We start from the raw sequence: 21,210 nt of genomic DNA on the forward strand, positions 1-21,210 counted from the left end.
AGAAGCCGGTTTGCTTATCATAGCAAACCGGCTTTTTCATTTAGCCAGTGATCGGTGTTTCCATCCGAAGCGCTGGATCACGCCAAATTTCGACCCATTTTTTAATCGCAAACACAATGATCACAAATCCTAAGATCAGCATGATAATTGACAGCACCGCATTCAGCACGCTGTAACCTGATGCCTCAGGATTAAGATATACATTTGCTACCATCCAATAGCCTGCATAATTCACTGTCACATATAAGTAAGCAAGTGGAATTAAACAAGTCAGCATATACCGCCTTTTATCTGCAATTTTTAATACAACGGTTGCTCCGATGATTAAGCCGACTGATGCCATTAACTGGTTCGATACACCAAACAATGCCCAAATAGACCCGATGTCTCCAGAGTAAAGCAAGTATCCCCACATAAAACAAGCAAGCGCACTTGCAAACACCGACCCAGGTACCCAGTCATTTCGTTTAAGCGGTTTATATGCTTCGCCAAAGAAGTCTTGAATCAAATATCGCGCCACACGCGTTCCAGCATCAATAGCGGTTAAAATAAAGACAGCTTCAAACATAATGACGAATTGGAAAAAATAAGACGCTAAATGACTAAAGAACGGAATTCCCGTAAAGATATACGCCATCCCTACAGCTAATGTCACAGCTCCACCCGTTCTTCCTTCTAAATCAAGACCAATTTCCTTACTCAGCTGCGGAAGGTTCTCGACACTCACCCCGAGCGTTCGGAACACTTCTGGCGTACTGTTAATCGCAAAATAATCTCCTGGATGAAGAGCCGTAGCGGCAATTAACGCCATAATGCCAACTAGACATTCTACTAGCATTGCGCCAAACGCGACAGGCTTCATATCGCTCCAGCGGTCAAGCATCTTAGGCGTAGTCCCTGACCCAACAAATGCGTGGAAACCAGAAATGGCCCCGCAAGCAATGGTAATCGAAATAAAAGGCCAGACAGGACCAGCTAAAACCGGGCCTCCTCCATTCACAAACTCCGTAAAGGCTGGGAATTGAATCGTTGGATTGACGACAAAGATTCCGGCAATCAATGCGATAAAAACACCTATTTTCATAAAGCTGCTTAAATAGTCCCTCGGTGCGAGCAGCAGCCAAACCGGCAATGCCGCAGCAAAAAAAGCATAGATCGGCAGGGCAAGAGCAAGCGTTTTTGTATCAAGTGTTAAAAGATCACCAAGTGCCGTTCCTTGAATATTCGGCCCAAGGAATACACCAACCATCAGCAAAATAAATCCCGCAGTTGTGGCAAGTTTTAAATTGCCTGTCTTTTTATAATAAAGACCAACCCCCATCGCAATTGGAATCGTGATTCCGACTGCAAATGTTCCCCAAGGGTTACGTTCTAATGCATGAAGCACAACCATAGACAGCCCTGCCATTGTGATCGTAATGATAAACAGCATCGCAAGCCCTGTACAAAATCCTGCTACAGGTCCTAGCTCTTCCTTTGCTACCTCTGATAATGATTTCCCCTTTTTTCGCATCGACGCAAATAAGACGACAAGATCATGTACAGCTCCGCCAATCACTGCGCCAATTAACAGCCAAAGGAGACCCGGTAAATACCCAAATTGTGCGGCTAAAATCGGACCCACTAACGGACCGGCCGCTGCAATCGCAGCAAAGTGATGCCCAAATGTGACCCATTTATTGGTTGGCACATAATCTTTCCCGTCCTCTAATGTGTGAGCCGGTGTAGGATGATCGTCTGTCACCTTTAATACCTTGACCATCATAAATGTGCCATAAAGACGATAGGCAATCGCTAAAATACACATAGATCCTATGACAATTGTAACCGCATTCATTTAACCATCCCCTTCGCACAAACAATTTGTTACAAATATAACATAAATTGATTGATTTTTCTTTCTTTTAAAACCAAGTTGACAAATAAGAATAATATGTTTATTCTTAAGTTAGCTTCACCTACTTCCATAAACTCTCTTTTGACAGGGCGTTCTTTAGGCTCTGTCCTTTTTATTGCTTTCATCTTACAAAAATAAAAGCCAGATCACATGTGCCTTATTCACTAGAATATTTTTTCTTCTTCTGTTAAAAACAGTTCTTTTGACGTAATCAAAAAACAACGTTCATTTCCTGGGAAATTCAATGGAATAAAAAAGCCTTTCCCCTATACTGAGGAAAGGCTTACCTATTAAGAACCGTACGTGATCTGCTCAACCGTTTTTTGATCAAGTCTTTTGATCACTTCTGTTAAAAGCTTCACTGCATTTTCATAATCATCCCGGTGAATCATCGCTGCATGGGTATGAATATATCTGCTTGGTATACCGATAGATAGTGATGGCACGCCATGACCTGTTAAATGGATACCGCCAGCATCTGTCCCACCGCCAGGCATTGAGTCATATTGATAAGGAATGTTCAATTCATCCGCTGTTTGGACAACAAAATCCCGAAGCCCTTTATGGGATACCATCGAAGCATCAAATACAACAATCGTTGGTCCTTTGCCAAGCTTGCTTGTTGCTTCTTTTTCAGTGATGCCTGGCGTGTCTCCTGCTACACCAACATCAATGGCAAATCCAATATCAGGCTGGATCGTAGCCGCTGCTGTTTTGGCACCACGCAGGCCAACCTCCTCTTGTACAGTTGCAACACTGTAAGCAATATTCTCATGCTGAGCATTGTGTAAGTTCTTCATGACATCAATCGCTACTGCACAGCCGATACGGTTGTCCCATGCTTTTGCAAGGAGCATTTTTTCATCATTCATCACTGTAAACTCAAAATAAGGAACGATTTGATCTCCAGGCAGCACGCCCCATTCCATTGCCTGTTCTTTGCTTGATGCACCAATATCAATAAACATATCTGTAATCTCAATCGATTTTTTTCGAGCTTCAGGTGACAAGACGTGCGGCGGCTTTGAGCCAATCACACCTGTGATGTCTCCCTTTTTCGTTACAATGGTGACACGCTGCGCGAGCATGACCTGTGACCACCAGCCGCCGACTGTTTGGAAGCGAATGTAGCCTTTGTCATCAATTTTTGTCACCATGAATCCTACTTCATCTAAGTGACCAGCGAGCATAATTTTAGGTCCGTTTGCGTTTCCTTCCTTCTTAGCGATTAAGCTGCCAAGGCGGTCACTAGAGACTTCATCTGCATATGATTCTATGTATGTCTGCATGACTTTTTTGACATCACGTTCATTTCCTGGAATCCCTTTTGCATCCGTTAGGTCTTTCAGCATAGTTAATGTTTGATCTAGCTTTGTCATTCCATTTATCCTCCTTTATCTTCATGGTGCATTCTTATTATACAAAACCTCTTTCGTTCAATACGATCTTTTTATGAATATTTTTTCGTTTAACGAAATATTTTTTTAAAAAAAGTTGAAACCTTTTGGGCTTTTCATTCGTAGTACATCAGATAACGGTATATTGGAGGTGCATCCTGTCATGTTTGTAATCCTCATTAGACTTGCTCTTGTTGCACTGCTTGTCTACATCTTCTACATGGCGGTAAAATTCTTCTCAAATCCGAGAAGAAAGCTGAAACAAGCACAATTAAAAGAAGGCTTTTATTTTATGGACGAACAGCAAAATGCGCGCAAAAATTTTAATTTCGTCTATAAAGGTGTCTTGTTTGAAGGGGAGAAGCATGTTCCTTCTAAGGATCATCCTCTGTTTGTCCACTCCATTTACGTTTGGACGGAGTCACCCGAGAAGCTAAGTGAATTTACATTAGAAGACTTTGAAAAATTGGAGGAAAACATTATCGAACGTTATCCTCAAACAAAAATTGATTGGGATCAGCCCATTAAAAAAATCAAACAAAAAAAAGGAGCAGACACGCCGTCTTGATGGCGTCTGCTCCTTTTTCAGATGAACTTTATATATCCTAATATGATCAACTGCACCATGATTAACACCGGCATGCCCATTTGAAAGGCAGGATGCTTTGTTTTATGACGGAAATACTGCATCCCTAGATACGATCCAGCAGCCCCAAAAAGCACGGCAGCACTCCATAAGTGCGCCTCTGAAATTCTCCATTTATGCGCTTTTGCCCGGCGCTTGTCCTCTCCCATGAGAAAAAAACCATAGCCATTTACCAAGATCAGCAGTAGAATCAGCGCGATATTCATTCATTTCACCTCACATGATGAGCAAAAAAGATCACCCCTCGACGGAATGATCTTTTATATGACTTACTTGTCTAGTTGTGCTTTTGCAGCATCAGCAAGCTGATTGAATGCACTTAGGTCATTCACAGCAAGGTCAGCAAGCATTTTGCGGTTTACTTCGATACCAGAAAGCTTTAGGCCATGCATTAAACGGCTGTAAGAAAGACCGTTCATACGAGCTGCAGCATTGATACGAGTGATCCATAGTTTACGGAAGTCACGTTTTTTCTGACGACGGTCACGGAAAGCGTAGTTTCCAGATTTCATCACCTGTTGGTTTGCTACTTTGTATAATCTATGTTTTGAACCGAAATAACCTTTTGCTAATTTAAGAACCTTTTTACGACGCTGACGCGACACAGTTCCGCCTTTTACTCTTGGCATTGTAATTCCCTCCTATGATTCCTATTCCAAATTACTTGATGTTTGCAAGTTGTTGTTTGATACGTTTGAAATCTCCAGCACTTACGATTGCGCTCTTACGCAATTTACGTTTTTGCTTTGTAGATTTGTTAGCGAACAAGTGACTTGTGTACGCATGAGAACGTTTAAGTTTACCAGAACCTGTTTTTTTGAAACGTTTAGCAGATCCGCGGTGAGTTTTCATTTTTGGCATTGGATGTTTCCTCCCTCTGTTACTTTACTTTTCGACTTTTGGTGCAAGCATGAGGAACATGCTGCGTCCGTCCATCTTAGGTTTTGTTTCTACTGTTGCTACTTCAGCGCAAGCTTCAGAGAAACGGTCTAACACGCGCTGTCCGATTTCTTTATGCGTAATCGCACGGCCTTTAAAGCGGATAGAAGCTTTCACTTTATCGCCCTTTTCAAGGAATTTGATTGCATTACGGAGCTTCGTGTTAAAATCATGTTCATCGATTGTCGGGCTCAACCGAACTTCTTTTAAGCTAATGATTTTTTGATTCTTACGTGCCTCTTTTTCCTTCTTCTGCTGTTCGAATCGGAACTTACCGTAGTCCATGATTCGGCAAACAGGTGGTTTTGCATTTGCAGCAACTAACACAAGGTCAAGATTGGCTTTCGCAGCAATTTCCAGAGCTTCCTGGCGGGTTTTAATCCCCAGCTGATCGCCATTTTGTCCGATCAAACGAACTTCACGCGCACGAATACCTTCATTAACTAATTGATCTTTGCTAATAGTGAGCCACCTCCATGAGATTTTGAATTGAGTTCACAATTCATTTTGACCATTTCGTTGTATGTTTTACAGGCAAACAAAAAGTGTGGGCATATAAAACACCCACACTGCGAACATTTGCATGAAAAAATAAATGTACGGTCAACCTGTCAACTACAAACACGTGTCAATCAGGTGAGAAGCGGGTGCTTCTGCTTGTGATATCTATTCAATTCGTTAATTATTCTACACAATTTTCATTTGTCCGTCAAGTAACCGAACTCTTGAAACAACTTTTTCATTTTAGCACGATAAAACGAATTGGGCAAGGCTTTTTCAAACAATGACACCATCAAAGTATGAATTGCATAAAGATTGGGATGACAATGACGGTCACAACTCCTACGACCACAACGGCGATACTTGCCATGGCCGCTTCCACTTCTCCCATCTCAATCCCAACAGAGACGCCAAGCGCATGTCCTGATGTACCGAGTGCAAGCCCTTTTGCCACTGGATTTTTAATTCGAAACCATTTTAAGAAGAAAGCACCTAGTGCATACACAATGACTGCATTAAATATGACCGCAAAGGCTGTGATATCTGCGATTCCGCCAATATCCTTTGCAATCGGAAGAGCAATCGCTGTCGTCGCTGCTTGCGGAAGCATACTTTTCATCACAGCCGTATCAAGATGAATCCCTTTTGCTACGACATACACGATCGTAATGGAACAAAGTGACCCTACAAAAATAGCGGATAAAATCTGCCACCAATATTTTTTAAGCAATGCGCGCTGCTTATAAAGCGGAATGGCGAAAGCAATGGTCGCAGGCTCTAAGAAAAACTTGATAATCTTGCCGCCCTCATTATAATCTGCATAGGAAAAACCGCCAATTTTTAAAAATAAAATGCCTAACACCATCGCCACAAAAAGTGGTGTGAATAAGAAGAAGCCTTTTGATTTTTTAAATAAGAATGTACCGATTCCAAAGGCGACTAATGAGACGACTATACCAAAATAAGGACTCATCGTACTTGTACCCATCCTGCATACCTCCTTTAATGCGTACTTGAAGCTGGTTTATTTGAATGAGAAGGAGTCGATTTGCTCTCCTTTGTCTCTTTACGTTTCTGTGGTTTTTCTGATAATTGCATGAGAAGCTGCGTGAATAGCCCTGTCGCTGCAAGTAACATAATGGTTGCAATGATAATGACACCGACAACTTGCACACCTACTTCTTGCATGACACCTAGTGATTGAATAACCGAGATACCAGAGGGAACAAATAGAAAGCTAATGAGCCCTGTCAATGATGTACCTAATTGCTCCACCTGCTCCAGTTTGACGATTTTCGTTGTCAGCAAAACAAATAATAGAACCAGACCAATCACAGATGCGGGCATCGGAATTGGTAAATACATTGAAATGAGATTAGAAACGAACATTACGGTTGCAAAGATAAATGCTTGAGATAGAAATCCATATACTTTAGTGGCACTCATGCCCCTTCACCTCTTTCTTCGACTGCCCTCAGTATACGGCATGAAAATAAACGAATGAAGCGTTTACAATCAAACTCGCCGGATTCAATGAATGAAATGCAGAAAACGAGTATTGAAATACAAACAAAAAAAGCCGTCCTACTCTAGCAGGAGCGACTTTTTAAGTTCTTTGGCATATGTACGGCTGACAGGAATGATCGACCCGTCTGTCATATGCAGGTTATACGTCGAATTAAACCATGGCTGTACTTCTTTCATATGAGAGGTGTTCACGATATAGCTTCGATGAACCCTCATAAAGTAAGCCTCAGGCAGTTTCTTTTCAATGACCACAAGCGGTTCTGTGACCTCATACATGTGATCCTTTGTTTTCACGACCTTTTTCCCCTCACTGAGCCCTACATACATGATCTCTTCAACTTGCAGGATGACAATTGAGTCATCGACTGAGATGGCTAATTTTTGCTGATGGGGTATTTTCTCATCTGACAGCTGGTGCTCTTGCGTCTCAACAGATTTCCACTTTTTAAACTTTTGGATCGTTTGCAAAAGCCGCTCTTCATCAAATGGTTTCGTTAAGTAATCAAGCGCACTTACCTCAAACGCCTTCAGCGCATATTGATCAAAGGCTGTCGCAAATACAATCGCTGGCGGATCAGACATCCGGTTGAGCCTTTTGGCAATATCAAATCCATTCTCACCAGATAAATCAATGTCTAAAAAGAGCAGGTCCGGCTTATGATCCACCATCCGGTCAAAAGCAGATTCTATATTTTCTGCTTCCTCTATTTGAACATCCTCTTTCGTTCTGCGTAATAAATATTTTAATTCGTCTCTTGCTAACACTTCATCATCTACGATTAATACGTTTATCAACGAAAATCATCCTTTTTTACATAGTCCATTGGAATGCGAAATGAGATGTCAGTGCCTTGGCCGCTATGAATGGATAAAGCGGCTTGTCTGCCAAAAATCCCTCTTAACCGCTGATCTAAATTAAAAAGAGCCGTACCTGTTCCTTCTTTGGATTCAACAGGCGCTTTTAATAACTGAGCCATCTTGTCATTCTCGATTCCCTGTCCATTATCCGTCACTTTCATATAAACATGCCCATCTTTCATCAAAGCAGAAACGACGACTTCACAACTCGTTTGATGTTTAGGAAAAGCGTGTCTCACTGCGTTTTCAACAAGCACCTGAAGCACAAATGGAGGAATCATCACCTGCTCCAGCTCCTTTTCAATTTGAAAGGCCACATGGTATTTATTTGGAAACCTCGCTTGTTCAAGCGACAAATATGCTTCTACATGCTGAATTTCTTTATGCAGCGGAATCAGCAGCTGGCGGGCGCCTTGCAAATTAGACCGGAAATAAATACTCAGCTGCAGCAGCAGCTTCCTTGCCATCTCTACATTCGTTCTGCACAAAACAGAGATGGTATTAATGGCGTTAAATAAAAAGTGCGGGTTCACTTGCGCTTGAAGCGCTTTGATCTCTGCATCTTTTAGCAGGCGGCTTTGGGTTTCTGCCTCTCCAAGTTCAAGCTGTGTGGAAAACAGCATCGCCAAGCCTTCTGCAAGCTCCTCTTCCACCCTGCTTAATCCGACCGGAGAATTGAAATACATTTTTAACGTTCCGATCGTTTGACCATTGGAGGTGAGGGGCAGCACAATCGCTGCTTGAAGCGGGCAATGAGTGACTGAACAATTGATTTCGTCTTTCGAATGCGCCTTCATAATTTTGCCGCTCAACAATACTTGTTTCGACAGTCCTGTAATCAGGCTTTTCGATGGAATATGATGATCCGTCCCGTCTCCGACATGAGCTAAAATCTTTTCTGTATCTGTTAAGGAAACCGCATCTGTTTCTGTTAGTCGATGAATGATCTCCGCCACACTTTTACAGGACTGTTCATTTAAGCCTTGCCGGAAAAAAGGCAGCGTTTGATCGGCGATCGAAAATACACGGTGTGTCTGCATCGCCTTTGCCTGCTCTTCTTGCCGAATGACTGACTGTAAAATCGATAAAAAGATAAAGCTGCCAATTCCATTCACAAAAATCATCGGCAAGGCAATGATACTCACAAGCCCCCAAGCATCAGCCAATGGCCTTGCAAACAGAAGAATAATGATCATCTGTAATGATTCCATCGCCACACCAAAAAGTGCTGCTTGGCGAGGTGTCACCATTCGATTCTTCCGTTTAAATCTGCTGCCGACATAGCCTGCAATCACACCGGCTAAAATCGAAGAAATCGCACAGCTGAGTGCCGTGCTCCCTCCGAGTGAATAGCGATGAATTCCAGCTAAAAGCCCTGCACCAATGCCAACAAACGGCCCTCCTATCAATCCGCCCATTTCGATCCCCATGATTCTCGTATTGGCGATCGAGCTTGATGAGCCAAGATGATAGGAAAACTCATGATTCATGACCATCTGCTGCTGGATTTCAATTCCTGTGTAATTGCTGATAATACTAAAAGAAGCAAAAATAAAGACAAGGACTGCCTTTTTTCGAAACCCTTCATTATGAAGCAATAGATTGCGAAAGCCCTTCACATGGGCAAGCACAAACCCTAAAATAACGATGATCCCCACACGCTCGATCATCATAATAATTAAATGAAGCAAACCGGCCACCTCAATTGATGTATGTTATATCTACTGTCTTTCTATTCTATCATGTGCGGTCAATGATCCAAGATCTCTCAAATCTTTTCTTTATTGCCCTCATCTTCTATTGTAAAATGAACATGAGCCGTCACTTGCAATTGAAGGTAACACATACATAACAAGGGAGAAGATCATGAAAGCCGTATTTTTCGATTTAGATGATACTTTGCTTTGGGATGAAAAAAGCATTCACACAACTTTTCAGGAAACATGCCGCGAAGCGGAAAAGAAATATGGACTGAATCCAGCAACATTTGAACAGATTGTACGTGAAGAAGCAAGAAAGCTGTACTCTTCCTATGAAACATATGATTATACTGTCATGATCGGAATTAATCCTTTCGAAGGACTGTGGTCAAATTTTAGTGAACCGATTAGCGAAGGCTTTCAAAAGCTGAATGCCCTTGCACCAGAGTATCGCAAGAACGCTTGGACAAATGGCTTAAAAGAAGCAGGAATTGACGATGAGGCATTTGGACAATATTTGGCTGATTTCTTTGCAGCCGAGCGGAGAAAACGTCCATTTGTCTATGAAGAAACGTACCCTGTTTTAGACCGCCTGAAAGGCAGCTATGAATTGCTCCTTTTAACAAACGGAGATCCTAGTCTTCAAAAGGAAAAACTGGCAGGTGTTCCTGAGCTTGCACCTTATTTTAATGAAATTGTGATTTCAGGAGATTACGGGAAAGGCAAACCTGACCCTGGCATCTTTGAGCACTGCCTTCAGCTGTTAAATCTAACAAAAGACGATGTGATCATGGTTGGAGACAATCCAAAAACAGATATTCTTGGGGCATCTCGCGTTGGTATTCAAACCGTTTGGATCAATCGACATGGCAAGAAAAATGAAACAGATGTAACGCCAGATTATGAAATCAAAGACTTACATGAATTGTTTGATATATTAAAATAGAACAAAAGAGAAAACACCCTTCTCCTGACGAGTTTGGGTGTTTTTGTGTTTTCAAACTACACAATGGCGGCTAGACTTTGCGCTTGCTTGTCTAAGCTGCGGGCTGCTTCTCCTAACTACATTCATAAATTCCTCGCTTGCCTGCTTTACAAGATCGCGATTTGTAAACACCGTTGTCTTGGCCCGGCTCGTTCCGCTGCTGACCATACTTTCGTACTTTCCAAACGTATCATTCAAGAAACTGGATCACCAGTGGGAAATTTTTCCCCATAAGAAAAAGCCAGTGATCTCAAGAGAAAGATCACTGACTGCTTCATTGGAAGTATTATTTTTTTGCTTCTGCTACTGCATGTTTCACAAAGGCTTCAAGATCCATTGTTTCTGAATCTTGCTCTCCGTATTTTCTTACATTGACAGCGCCATTTTCTGCTTCTTGATCTCCGACGACTAGCATGTACGGGATCTTTTGCATTTGCGCTTCTCTAATTTTGTATCCAATCTTTTCATCACGGCTGTCAAGCTCTACACGAAGGCCTTCAAGCTGCAAACGTTCTTGCACTTTTTTCGCGTAGTCTAAATGGACAGACGGTGAAACCGGGATGACTTGGAATTGTACAGGTGCCAGCCATGTTGGAAGGGCTCCTTTGTATTCTTCAATTAAGAAGGCAACAAAGCGCTCCATTGTAGAGACAACACCTCTATGAATCACGACCGGACGATGATGCTTGCCATCTTCTCCGATATAGGTGAGATCGAAACGCTCTGGTAGTAAGAAGTCAAGCTGTACAGTAGACAATGTCTCTTCTTTTCCAAGAGCTGTCTTGACCTGTACATCAAGCTTCGGACCATAAAATGCCGCTTCTCCTTCTGCTTCATAATAATCATGACCAAGATCGTCCATTGCATCCTTTAGCATCGATTGTGCTTTATTCCACATTGCATCATCGTCGAAATACTTCTCAGTATCTTCTGGATCACGGTAAGATAAGCGGAATGTGTAGTCATTCAAGCCAAAGTCTTGATACACTTCTTCAATTAAGCGAACTGTACGAATGAATTCGTCTTTGATTTGATCTGGACGAACAAAGATATGGGCATCGTTTAATGTCATCCCGCGAACACGCTGAAGACCGGATAAAGCACCTGACATTTCATAACGGTGCATTGTACCAAGCTCTGCAATACGAATTGGCAATTCGCGATAGCTATGCGGCTCGTTTTTGTAAATCATCATATGGTGCGGACAGTTCATTGGACGAAGAACAAGATCTTCGTTGTCCATTTCCATCACAGGGAACATGTCTTCTTGATAATGCGCCCAGTGCCCTGAAGTTTTATACAATTCGACATTCGCAAGAACTGGTGTATACACATGCTCATAACCAAGACGTACTTCTTTATCGACAATGTAACGCTCAATAACACGGCGGATCGTTGCGCCTTTTGGCAGCCAAAGCGGTAGACCTTGACCTACCTTTTGAGAGTTCGCAAACAGTTTCAGCTCTTTTCCTAGTTTACGGTGATCGCGTTCTTTCGCTTCTTCAAGCAGGCGTAAGTGCTCATTTAAATCTTCTTTGCTGAAGAAAGCTGTACCGTAAATACGCTGAAGCATTTGATTGTTGCTGTCACCTCTCCAGTATGCACCTGCAAGGCTTAACAGCTTAAACTCTTTGATTTTCCCTGTTGATGGCAAGTGAATGCCGCGGCAGAGGTCAAAGAATTCACCCTGCTCATAAATCGTCACGGCTTCACCTTCTGGAATCGCCTCTAACAGCTCAAGCTTCAATTGATCACCAATCGCTTCAAAGCGTTTTTTCGCTTCTTCTCTTGTTACTTCAATTCGCTCAATTGGCAAATTGCTGTTAATGATTTTTTTCATTTCTTTTTCAATCTTAGGTAAGTCTTCAGGTGTGATGGCAACATCGATGTCGACATCATAGTAGAAACCATTTTCGATCACAGGACCTACGCCAAACTGGACATGATGCTCTTTTCCATAAAGACGTTTGATCGCCTGTGCTAGCAAATGTGCTGTGCTGTGGCGCATAATGTCGAGTGCTTCTTCACTTTTATCTGTGATGATCTCGATTGTTCCACTTTCTAATAGCGGCGTACGCAGATCTATTTCTTTGCCGTTCAATTTACCGGCAAGCGCTTTTTTCTTTAGGCCCGGGCTAATTGATGCCGCGATGTCTTCTGTTGTAGCTGTTTTGTCAAACTCCTTGACTGCTCCATCTGGAAATGTAAGTTGAATTTGTTCTGACATCTCTGGTCACTCCTTTTTTTGGCAATATAAAAACCCCGCCCCCTGGAAAGGGACGAGGTTGAATAAACGGAATCGTGGTTCCACCCTTTTTCCCGTATTTGCAGCTTACGTTTTCATAAGCAAACACGGCTTGTGGTTCGATAACGGGAATTCCCGTCAGCCATTACTAAAAAGTTCACAGCTGATGTTCAAAGGTGGTAAAGCAAATGGTCCTCTGCTAGGAAGCTTTCAGCCGCGGCTTCCCTCTCTTTAAGCGGGTGTTCATTTGTTCATGTCCTTATCAATACGGTCTCTGTATGAAGTTACACCGTATTATAAAACGTTTTTTCGTGAAAATCAAGAAAGCTTTTCACTTTTCTGTTCCAAATGGTCATGTACAAATTGAACATTCTGTTCTTGAAATGAATGAGCCGGGAATACCTCGACCCTTTCTTGAAAAATATTTTGAATGGTCTGCACCATCGAGTGACCCGTATCATTTGTAAATAGGTCAATCTTTTGCGGCGCTATGGATACGAGTGGTGCAATCAGCTGCGAATCAATATACATTGGATGCTCTCTTACAAACTGTCTGTCTATGTATTGTTTTTGATCACGCTCAGAAGCGTACCGAAATTCCCAAATCATCAGGCGGTCCTGATGCACAACATGTACTTTTTCGAGCTTAGGTTCTCTTGCCATCACATAGTCTCGAAGGGATTGAATGAAGTTTTGATATTCTTGTTCCATTTTGTATTCTTCAATGGAGACTTCAACATAGTTCTTCAGCCTCCTGTCATACTCTGACAGTCTAAATGTCATAAATGAACCAATTGAAAAAATACCTTGCTGTAAAGAAATGGTCTCAAGCTCCTTTGTTAACAGGGCTTCTCTTGACGGTTCTTGATGAATGCCGGGAATATCATCTAAATCCCCGTTCATAATACTGTGGGCGATTGAAAGAATTTGGTGCTGCTCTTCAGGATCTTTAAATAAATAGGTGTTTTCAAGGATGCTGCGCATGCGCTCATTTTCTTTGCATTCCAAAAAAAAGTGAACCAGTAATGGCCGCACAATGGGCTCAAGTCCTTCTTCTGATTCCTTCGCCTCTATGAGAAGCCGGTCTTTCCCTTGTTGAATTGACATGTGATGCCGACTGTCCAAGTGTTCAGCAAGATGTAAAAAAGCGGCGGTATCATATTCATCTTCAAAGATTATTTCAAGCATGTTTGTCCCCCCTAACGACATCTGTTACATATATATGGGGAAAACATAAAAAATAGACGCCTAAAATAAATCAGGCATCTTTCTTTTTAAAATGAGCGGAACGGAGATAAAGATCAGATAAATCAAACAAACGATCACTAAGGCGGCATAATTGCCGCTGACAAAGCTTGAGCCAAGGACATTTAATGCAACTGTACCCGGTATTAAGCCTAAAAAAGTAGCTGCCGTGAATGCACGATAATTCGCACGTGAAACTGCTGCCGCATAGCTGACAAAGTCAAAATGGATCGGGGCAATACGCAATAACAAAATATAAAGAAACCCATGCTCCTGAATGCGGGATGTCACCGCTCTCAGCTTCCGGCTGCTTGATTCTCTGCCTTTCTTTTTTGCACGAAAGGTTGTGGCAAGCAGGAAGGAGCCTGTTGCTCCGGCGGTAGCACCAACGAGGGCATAAATCGTCCCAAGAACACTGCCGAATGCTAAACCTGCTGCCAGCGAAAAGACCGTAAGTGGGACGAGAACAAACGGGCGAAAAAGAGATAAGAACAGAAAAACAAAGGGAGCCAGCAGCCCAAATTGAAGCACCCAATTCTTCACATCTTTCGGCGCCAGCTGAAGGTGCTGTTTGTTCAGCCACCAAAGTAAAGCAGCGAGACCTGCAATCACGAGAAAAAGCAGCCATTTCCTTTTGTTCATTTCATTTGCTCCTCCTTCAGGTGATAGACGCTTTTATAAATGACGGCGGTTTTCTCCTTCGAGCAAGACTGCCTCTGCTAAATAAAGAATCCGTTCCATTAAACGAGCGGCTTTGACCTCTTCTTTTTCCCCGCGCTGTGAGTACGTAAAGTGATGTTTCAGTTCACTTGGTGAGAAATTAGAAGAGAAGAAAGTCGGCAGCTGCTCTGCCATACGGTACTGTAAGATCGTTCCGAGCAGTTCATCTCGAACCCAGCTTGTCATCGACTCTGCCCCAATATCATCAAGCATTAAAATAGGGGTGGATTTGACCATGTTCAGCTTTGCTTCCAGTGTATGATCGGCTAACGAATTTTTTAACTCTCTCACAAATTCAGGCACGTACACTAGGAGAGATGGGTATTCCTTCTCCGCTAGCTGCTGCGCAATGGCTGCCAGAATATACGTTTTTCCTACTCCAAACTTTCCGTGTAAATATAAACCCTTCCCTTTGCCCGTCTCATCATAGCTTTGCAGGAATTGACCTACTTTTTGAATGACTTCCTGTCTTCCCACAACGTTCAGATCAGTGAACGTCGCTTGAAGAACATTTTGCGGAATGTACATGCTTTTCATAAGCTCTTGCTGTTTTTTCTGTCTATCGAGCCGCAGCTTGACTGGGCAGGGGGAATATTCAATATCAATACTCTGACCTTTGATCACAAGCTTCGGGTGATACCCGTCTAAAATCGCATTGACGTTCTCTTCATCTAAGCAATATGAACAGCCCTTCGACTGCTGCACATATTCAAAAAGCCGGTTCAAACTACGATTGATCATGTCTTCGTGTATTTCTTCTTGATGCTCCTGTAAAAAGGCCCTTACATCTTCATCAGATAACACACTCTCTTTAATCTGATTGTATCTCACACGAAAATCTACTCGTCCTTTTAACTGTTCAAATGAACGACCGATCGGTTTCATCCCCATCTCACCTCACCTTAATGTGCATTGTACTTTTTCATATTTTTAAACTGATCTAACAGTTTTTCTTTTTCTCGTTCGAGATCTTCTGTCGACAGACTGTCTAATTGTTCTTTTGCCGGCTGTTCTTTCGTTTCAGTTTCTTTCATCCAGTCAGGAAGCTTCTCTTCTCGGACAACTTTCCCTGATCCATATGTGCTGCGCTGCTTTTTCTGCTGCGCCCACTCTGTCATTTGCTTGTTCTCTTCTTTGGCAATTTTCATGGCTGCCGCTACGGTTTTAATTTTCTTTCTCACCCAATGAGCGGCGATTTTTTGCATATATGTTTTCGACAGCTTCATATCTGTTTTCAGTAATGTATAGTAGATCAAAACGTTCATGACACCTGGCTCTAGCTGCTGCTCGAGCATAATATCTTCGACAATTCTTAAGTCGGCATACGTTGGCTCAATGCCGTCAGCCATATCTTTTAGCAGCTCCCTAGGCGAAATATGATCGAGCTTTTCAATCAATTTCGCATCTGGCGTATCTGCCGCCGGCGCCTTTGAAGCATCTTGACGCAAGTGTCTCGGCTGTTTTTGATCAATGAGTTTTGGCTGCTCGCCTCTGTATTCAATTTGGTACCAGTCTCTTGCGGCTTTTCTCAGCTCTTCTGTTGAGATCATTTGATCCGAACCGCAGGCACCTGCTACAATATTTTGCATTTGAAGCGGGGTGATGCCGTATACAACGGCTAACTTCTTAATGGTTTCTTTCACCTGCTTTGTCAAAGCCTTTCTTGGAATCATCATATCAGACATGCCCGCTAGCAATAGATCGAAATCAAAGGAATCGTCTGAGAGCGGAGCCGGCTGACTCGATCCAACGGTCACATATTCATAGCCCTGATCAAGTGACGACGCCTGATTGATTTCTTCTGTCATCCTTCGTTCACCTGGCTGCAATACGTGAAAGACTTCTTCAAACGACCGCGAGATGTTCTTTGCCTCTGCAGGAACACCTGGATAAGAAAAATAATCACGAAGCTGCTTATATTTTGCTTTCTCTACACGATGGTACAGCAGGACATTCAGCATACCATCCTGGAAAAACTCATCTGGTCTTAGCGGCGGCACAAGCTCATATGTAAACAGTCTGCCTTCTTCCGTTTCCTGTTCATATGTGCGGAGTAAACCAATCGCTTCAAGCTTTAAACGTTCCTCAAAAATATCATTTAAATTCGTTTGCAGCATGACCATGAGCTGCCGATGAGGTGCGGGTTTCCCCCACATCCGATTTTGTTCCAGCTCTCCCCACAGCGTCATATATAAGCTGAAAGCGGACATGCCTATAAGCGGCTGATATAAAAGAGTAATGAGCTGTCTATCGATGTCACCGAGCAATGAAGCGCTTTTGACGACATACGGATCGACGGCTAGCACTTCCTTCCAATGCTCTGTCATATGCTGATCCTCCCCATGAATTGCAATTGTTTCTATTGTACACCCTTTTTGCGTTTTACGCTTTACGCAGGAAAAAGAGCGTGAAGAATCTTCAGCTCTTTTTTAGCGTTCTTTCTTTAATAAATCTTTTAATTCATCAATAAAGACGTTGATATCTTTAAACTGCCGGTAAACTGAGGCAAACCTGACGTAAGACACTTCATCAATTTTTGCCAGCTCGTCCATCACCATTTCACCTACAAGCTCGCTTTTCACTTCTGACATGCCTTGATTACGCAGTTCTTTTTCGATATTAAAGCAGACATCCTCCAGCTGCTTTAAAGCAACAGGACGCTTTTCACACGCTTTAATGAGTCCTCTCAGCATCTTTTCGCGGCTGAATTCTTCTCGAATCCCTTCTTTTTTCACCACAATCAGCGGTAATTCTTCTAATTTCTCAAACGTCGTAAAGCGATACTGGCAGCTTTCGCACTCTCTTCTACGACGGATGGATTTCCCTTCATCTACTGGTCTTGAATCAAGCACCCTTGTGCCAAGGTGCTGACATGTGGGACATTTCATTTCATCAGCTCCGATCTATTCTTGGAAGTTGTTTGTCTAGTTCATCATAAAGAGACAAAACGGCCTTCTGACTATAACCAAAATCTGTTGGCAGGACCGTTTCTGTTGTCACATTAAAATCGACAGCTGTTTCAAAAGGACGAATTGAAATGACAGTCGCTACGAGAAAGGCTTTTTTCGGCATTCTGATGTTTGCGCTGATTTCACCTCGTTCTGCTGAAACAGATGTCACTTGATAGGAATCGTTTCGGGAAAGCATGGCTTCCACCGCTTGAAAAACTTGTGCATTCGTCGTTTTGTAGTAATGGCTTTTCAGTTCTGACACTGGATGCTCGTCAGATGTTTCTGTATGGTTTGACATGAACCGTTTGAACTTTTGTCCTAAAGTCATATACGTATCCCCTTTGCCATAATGCCTCTTCTTTATTTTATAAAAAAAACCTTTGTTTTCCTAGAACAAAAGTATAGACAAGTTGGGGAATGTTGGATTTTGTATATCAAACAAATATAAAAAGGAGCATAACACAAAGGCATTTCAATGCTTTTGGCCAGCTCCCATTGCAATCTTTTTTATGTTTACAGTGCTTTGGCTTGTGCCTGTTTCACTTGTACAGGTCCCATGCCTCGAGGAATTTCGATGTTTTCTCTTGTTTCGGCACCTAATTCATCTCCGATATGATCTGCTGCGATATTCGGATCTAGGTCGCCGCAAGTATAAACATCTATGCTCGCATAACCATGTTCAGGAAAGCTGTGAATTGTCAGATGAGATTCAGAAATAATGACAACTCCACTTACTCCTTGAGGTGCAAATTTGTGAAAAGCAACCTCTCTTACTTCAGCTCCTGATTTCAAAGCTGCGTTTACAAACGTTTTTTCAATAAAATCCATGTCGTTCAGTTTATCACAGTCGCATCCCCATAGCTCGGAGATAACGTGACGTCCGATTGTTTCCATCATGGACCCCCCTTAAACAAGAATGAAAGAGTGAAGTTCTAAGCAGCCGGACCGGACATATACCACGGGGGAAAGTTAGTCCAAAGAGGTCCTAACCCTTTAAGTATACCCGAATGAGTCTGCGAACAAGAAGTTCACGAAAAATAGTATACTTTGTTTAAACCCATTTTGCAAGCTGTGTTTTTAGTGGGATTTTCTCTCATTTCTTGAAAAGGGACGTTCGTCTTCTTCATTTCAAACAGCAGAAAGCTCTTTCATCTGCGAACCGACAAACTTCACAAGATCCACCACTCTGCATGAATAACCCCATTCATTGTCATACCATGCAAGAACTTTTACTTTTCTATCCTCCATCACCATCGTTGTCAGTCCATCCACGACAGCTGAATAAGGGTTCGTGTTAAAGTCTGTAGAAACAAGCGGCTCATCCGTGTAATCTAAAATACCGGTTAGAGAAGTTTTTGATGCATTTGAGAAGGCTGCATTTACTTCTTCTGCTGTGACATCTTTTTTCAAGTCGACGACAAGATCAACCATCGATACATTGGAAACTGGCACGCGCAGTGCAAGTCCATGCAATTTCCCTTTCATGTGCGGCAGCACTAAAGAAAGCGCTTTAGCGGCACCCGTCGTAGTTGGAATGATGGACTGGGCACACGCTCTTGCCCGGCGCAAATCCTTATGCGGGTTGTCGATATTTTTTTGATCATTTGTATACGCATGAACCGTTGTCATTAAGCCGTTGTCGATGCCGAATTCATCATCTAACAATTTAACAACTGGTGCTAAACAGTTTGTTGTACAAGATGCGTTTGAAATAATGACGTGCTTTTCAGGATCAAGATCATCTTCATTGACACCCATCACAATTGTAATGTCTTCATTTTTACCTGGAGCTGTGAGTATGACCTTTTTCGCTCCGGCATCTATATGGCCCATCGCTTGTTCTTTTGAATTAAATTTCCCTGTTGCTTCTATGACGATATCAATCCCAAGCTCTCCCCATGGAAGCTGCTTTGGGTCTCTGTCATTGAGCAAAAGCACTCTTTTCCCATTTACAATCAGTGCGTCATCTTCTGCTGTCACATCGCATTCGTAACGTCCATGATTTGTGTCATATTTAATTAAATGTGCTAGCGTTTCGGCAGGATAGCTTGCGTTCACCGCTACAATTTGAATTTGATCATCAAGCATTGCTTTTCTGAAGACCATGCGTCCAATTCTGCCAAACCCATTGATCGCTGCTTTTACCTTCATGAACAGGTCACTCCTCTATTATGTGTTATACTCAATAAATTTATTTATGAAATTAGTATATCACATTAGAATGTAATTGCCAGTATATAAACGTATATTTTCTAAAAAGGGCTGTTCTTTTCAAAGGAAATAAGAATAAAGCATAAAAAAAGAAGAGTACGTGTATGTACTCTTACTTATCTGTATGTTCCCATTCATTTAATATGTTCTGCAATTGCTTTCTGATAAAAGCGAGATCTTGTGTGTTTTCTATCACGCGGTCTGCTTTTTTACATTTCTCTCCAAGGGGCTGCTGAGAGTGAATCCGATTCAGCGCTTCTTCCTCACTGAGGTCGTTTCGATTCATGAGTCGTGATAGCTGCAATTCAGGTGTTGTATACACCACAATGATCCGGTCGACAAGACTTTCCAGCTGACTTTCAAATAAAAGCGGGATATCAAGGACAACGAATGTTTCTTGGCTGTTGATCCCTTCATCTCGCTGCCTGAGCATTTCCTTTCGCACTTCTGGATGAACGATCGCATTCAGCTGCTTTCGTTTCTCTTCATTAGAAAAAATAATGGCTCCCAGCTCCTGCCGGTTCAGCTCTCCATTTGGCAGGAGGACACCCTCACCAAAGGTTTGAACGATATGATGAAGGGCGGATGTTCCTTTGGAGACCGCTTCTTTTGCAATCACATCTGCGTCCACAACCCGAATGCCCTGCTCTTTTATCATCTGCGAGACTGTGCTTTTTCCGCTAGCAATCCCGCCTGTTAATCCAATGACAAGCGTCAATTGATTTCCTCCTTTTACAGCTTCCAAACCCCAATTAATATGAGCAGAAGCCCTGGTAAGCATGCGAGTTTATTGATCCAGCGCCAATTTGCCAAGTAATGACCGGCACGCAGCCCGATACACACAAAAAGTGAGCTCATCACTGCCACCGTGATACTCATAACAATTGGAGAAAAGCCAAGAATCGCTGCGCCAATCCCTGCGCCAAATGCATCAATGGATAAAGCAATTCCAAGAAGTACCGCTTCCATTCCATTAATCGTCCCAGATCGGTCAATATCTGCACTTGTCGGCTTTCTTAAAATGTGAATGACAAGCCCAAGCGATTGTACTTCCACATTGAGCAATGTCTTTTCATGAAGAAGTAAATCACGCTCTTTCGCTGGTTTGTAAAATTGATACAGGACCCAAAGGCCAATGGCAATTAAAATGCCTCCCCCCAGTTTATCGGTCACTGAGACAGGGAGAAATGTCGTCAGCAGGCTGCCAACCAGCATAGAAATGAGCAGCACAATCCCTGAGCAGCATGCAATAATGACGATGGCTTTAAATGGGATCCTCATTTTGCGAAGCCCATACGTAAAGCCTACAGAAAAGCTGTCGATGCTGACTGCAATAGCTAAAAACAGGAGCGAAATCGAAATCATACCTGAACTCTTCCTTTCTGTTC

The 21,210-nt window shown here is 42.5% G+C and carries 23 protein-coding genes, 1 pseudogene and 2 other annotated features; of the genes and pseudogenes, 2 read left to right on the forward strand and 22 right to left on the reverse strand.

The genetic code is table 11. From position 1 onward, the window contains the following. Window positions 1-40 precede the first annotated feature (40 nt). Complete coding sequence (cstA, locus tag C6Y01_RS08520) at window positions 41-1,837, reverse strand: carbon starvation protein CstA (protein WP_034661799.1); 1,797 nt, start codon at window positions 1,835-1,837, stop codon at window positions 41-43. Between the two features lie 350 nt (window positions 1,838-2,187). Further along, window positions 2,188-3,276, reverse strand: coding sequence for a M42 family metallopeptidase (locus C6Y01_RS08525; protein ID WP_034661800.1), 1,089 nt, complete (start codon window positions 3,274-3,276; stop codon window positions 2,188-2,190). A 181-nt stretch (window positions 3,277-3,457) separates the two neighbouring features. Between C6Y01_RS08525 and C6Y01_RS08530 the strand changes: the two genes are divergently transcribed. Next, window positions 3,458-3,862, forward strand: coding sequence for a hypothetical protein (locus C6Y01_RS08530; RefSeq protein WP_003216690.1), 405 nt, complete (start codon window positions 3,458-3,460; stop codon window positions 3,860-3,862). A 17-nt stretch (window positions 3,863-3,879) separates the two neighbouring features. Here the strand turns inward: C6Y01_RS08530 and C6Y01_RS08535 are convergent, their stop codons facing one another. The 8 genes from C6Y01_RS08535 to C6Y01_RS08570 all read right to left on the reverse strand — a co-directional run bounded on the left by C6Y01_RS08535 (window position 3,880) and on the right by C6Y01_RS08570 (window position 9,456). Then, on the reverse strand, window positions 3,880-4,146 hold the full coding sequence (locus C6Y01_RS08535; RefSeq protein ID WP_034661803.1) for a DUF1294 domain-containing protein: 267 nt from the start codon (window positions 4,144-4,146) through the stop codon (window positions 3,880-3,882). 63 nt (window positions 4,147-4,209) lie between these two features. Then, window positions 4,210-4,569 (reverse strand): 50S ribosomal protein L20, encoded by a 360-nt coding sequence (gene rplT, locus C6Y01_RS08540; RefSeq protein ID WP_003216409.1) that lies wholly within the window; start codon window positions 4,567-4,569, stop codon window positions 4,210-4,212. Window positions 4,570-4,600: 31 nt separating this feature from the next. Then, window positions 4,601-4,801 (reverse strand): 50S ribosomal protein L35, encoded by a 201-nt coding sequence (rpmI, locus tag C6Y01_RS08545; RefSeq protein WP_003216324.1) that lies wholly within the window; start codon window positions 4,799-4,801, stop codon window positions 4,601-4,603. Window positions 4,802-4,825: 24 nt separating this feature from the next. Then, window positions 4,826-5,341 (reverse strand): translation initiation factor IF-3, encoded by a 516-nt coding sequence (infC, locus tag C6Y01_RS08550; RefSeq protein ID WP_024425720.1) that lies wholly within the window; start codon window positions 5,339-5,341, stop codon window positions 4,826-4,828. Between the two features lie 71 nt (window positions 5,342-5,412). Next, window positions 5,413-5,544: a sequence feature (ribosomal protein L20 leader region), on the reverse strand. Between the two features lie 128 nt (window positions 5,545-5,672). Then, the gene (lrgB, locus tag C6Y01_RS08555; RefSeq protein WP_106038054.1) at window positions 5,673-6,368 is read right to left on the reverse strand and encodes an antiholin-like protein LrgB; all 696 of its coding nucleotides are present in this window, start codon (window positions 6,366-6,368) and stop codon (window positions 5,673-5,675) included. 14 nt (window positions 6,369-6,382) lie between these two features. Then, entirely contained in the window at window positions 6,383-6,826 is a 444-nt protein-coding gene (gene lrgA, locus C6Y01_RS08560; protein ID WP_034661806.1) for an antiholin-like murein hydrolase modulator LrgA, read from the reverse strand. Between the two features lie 138 nt (window positions 6,827-6,964). Continuing rightward, window positions 6,965-7,702 carry a LytR/AlgR family response regulator transcription factor gene (locus C6Y01_RS08565; RefSeq protein WP_034661809.1) on the reverse strand — a complete coding sequence of 246 codons (738 nt, stop codon included), beginning with the start codon at window positions 7,700-7,702 and terminating at the stop codon, window positions 6,965-6,967. After that, window positions 7,699-9,456, reverse strand: a complete 1,758-nt coding sequence (locus tag C6Y01_RS08570) for a sensor histidine kinase (protein ID WP_034661812.1) — start codon at window positions 9,454-9,456, stop codon at window positions 7,699-7,701. Before C6Y01_RS08570 ends, C6Y01_RS08565 begins: the two co-directional genes overlap by 4 nt. A 175-nt stretch (window positions 9,457-9,631) precedes the next feature. Here C6Y01_RS08570 and C6Y01_RS08575 point away from each other — a divergent pair, with 175 nt between their 5' ends. Further along, window positions 9,632-10,411, forward strand: coding sequence for an HAD family hydrolase (locus tag C6Y01_RS08575; protein ID WP_034661814.1), 780 nt, complete (start codon window positions 9,632-9,634; stop codon window positions 10,409-10,411). Between the two features lie 56 nt (window positions 10,412-10,467). Here the strand turns inward: C6Y01_RS08575 and C6Y01_RS19300 are convergent. From C6Y01_RS19300 to ytaF, 12 genes and pseudogenes are all read right to left on the reverse strand, one after another. Next, window positions 10,468-10,615: pseudogene (locus tag C6Y01_RS19300) on the reverse strand (methyl-accepting chemotaxis protein); the annotation flags it as partial. Window positions 10,616-10,736: 121 nt separating this feature from the next. Next, window positions 10,737-12,677: a threonine--tRNA ligase gene (thrS, locus tag C6Y01_RS08585; protein WP_106038055.1), complete on the reverse strand. Its 1,941-nt coding sequence runs from the start codon at window positions 12,675-12,677 to the stop codon at window positions 10,737-10,739. A 45-nt stretch (window positions 12,678-12,722) separates the two neighbouring features. Then, window positions 12,723-12,970: a binding site (T-box leader), on the reverse strand. Between the two features lie 43 nt (window positions 12,971-13,013). Continuing rightward, the gene (gene ytxC, locus C6Y01_RS08595; protein WP_034661819.1) at window positions 13,014-13,883 is read right to left on the reverse strand and encodes a putative sporulation protein YtxC; all 870 of its coding nucleotides are present in this window, start codon (window positions 13,881-13,883) and stop codon (window positions 13,014-13,016) included. 60 nt (window positions 13,884-13,943) lie between these two features. Continuing rightward, window positions 13,944-14,582 carry a TVP38/TMEM64 family protein gene (locus C6Y01_RS08600; protein WP_034661822.1) on the reverse strand — a complete coding sequence of 213 codons (639 nt, stop codon included), beginning with the start codon at window positions 14,580-14,582 and terminating at the stop codon, window positions 13,944-13,946. A 33-nt stretch (window positions 14,583-14,615) separates the two neighbouring features. After that, window positions 14,616-15,545, reverse strand: coding sequence for a primosomal protein DnaI (dnaI, locus tag C6Y01_RS08605; protein WP_034662053.1), 930 nt, complete (start codon window positions 15,543-15,545; stop codon window positions 14,616-14,618). A 17-nt stretch (window positions 15,546-15,562) separates the two neighbouring features. Further along, entirely contained in the window at window positions 15,563-16,987 is a 1,425-nt protein-coding gene (dnaB, locus tag C6Y01_RS08610; protein ID WP_106038056.1) for a replicative helicase loading/DNA remodeling protein DnaB, read from the reverse strand. Window positions 16,988-17,089: 102 nt separating this feature from the next. Beyond that, on the reverse strand, window positions 17,090-17,548 hold the full coding sequence (nrdR, locus tag C6Y01_RS08615; RefSeq protein ID WP_003216720.1) for a transcriptional regulator NrdR: 459 nt from the start codon (window positions 17,546-17,548) through the stop codon (window positions 17,090-17,092). A 4-nt stretch (window positions 17,549-17,552) separates the two neighbouring features. Then, window positions 17,553-17,939, reverse strand: a complete 387-nt coding sequence (locus C6Y01_RS08620) for a hypothetical protein (RefSeq protein ID WP_034661829.1) — start codon at window positions 17,937-17,939, stop codon at window positions 17,553-17,555. A gap of 185 nt (window positions 17,940-18,124) precedes the next feature. After that, window positions 18,125-18,505, reverse strand: a complete 381-nt coding sequence (gene speD, locus C6Y01_RS08625; protein WP_003216492.1) for an adenosylmethionine decarboxylase — start codon at window positions 18,503-18,505, stop codon at window positions 18,125-18,127. Window positions 18,506-18,739: 234 nt separating this feature from the next. Continuing rightward, on the reverse strand, window positions 18,740-19,762 hold the full coding sequence (locus C6Y01_RS08630) for a glyceraldehyde-3-phosphate dehydrogenase (protein WP_106038057.1): 1,023 nt from the start codon (window positions 19,760-19,762) through the stop codon (window positions 18,740-18,742). A gap of 172 nt (window positions 19,763-19,934) precedes the next feature. Further along, on the reverse strand, window positions 19,935-20,540 hold the full coding sequence (gene coaE / locus C6Y01_RS08635; RefSeq protein WP_106038058.1) for a dephospho-CoA kinase: 606 nt from the start codon (window positions 20,538-20,540) through the stop codon (window positions 19,935-19,937). A gap of 14 nt (window positions 20,541-20,554) precedes the next feature. Then, entirely contained in the window at window positions 20,555-21,187 is a 633-nt protein-coding gene (gene ytaF / locus C6Y01_RS08640; protein ID WP_106038059.1) for a sporulation membrane protein YtaF, read from the reverse strand. Window positions 21,188-21,210: the final 23 nt, after the last annotated feature.

Source organism: Bacillus sp. NMCC46 (assembly GCF_002998465.1).
Classification (GTDB): domain Bacteria; phylum Bacillota; class Bacilli; order Bacillales; family Bacillaceae; genus Bacillus.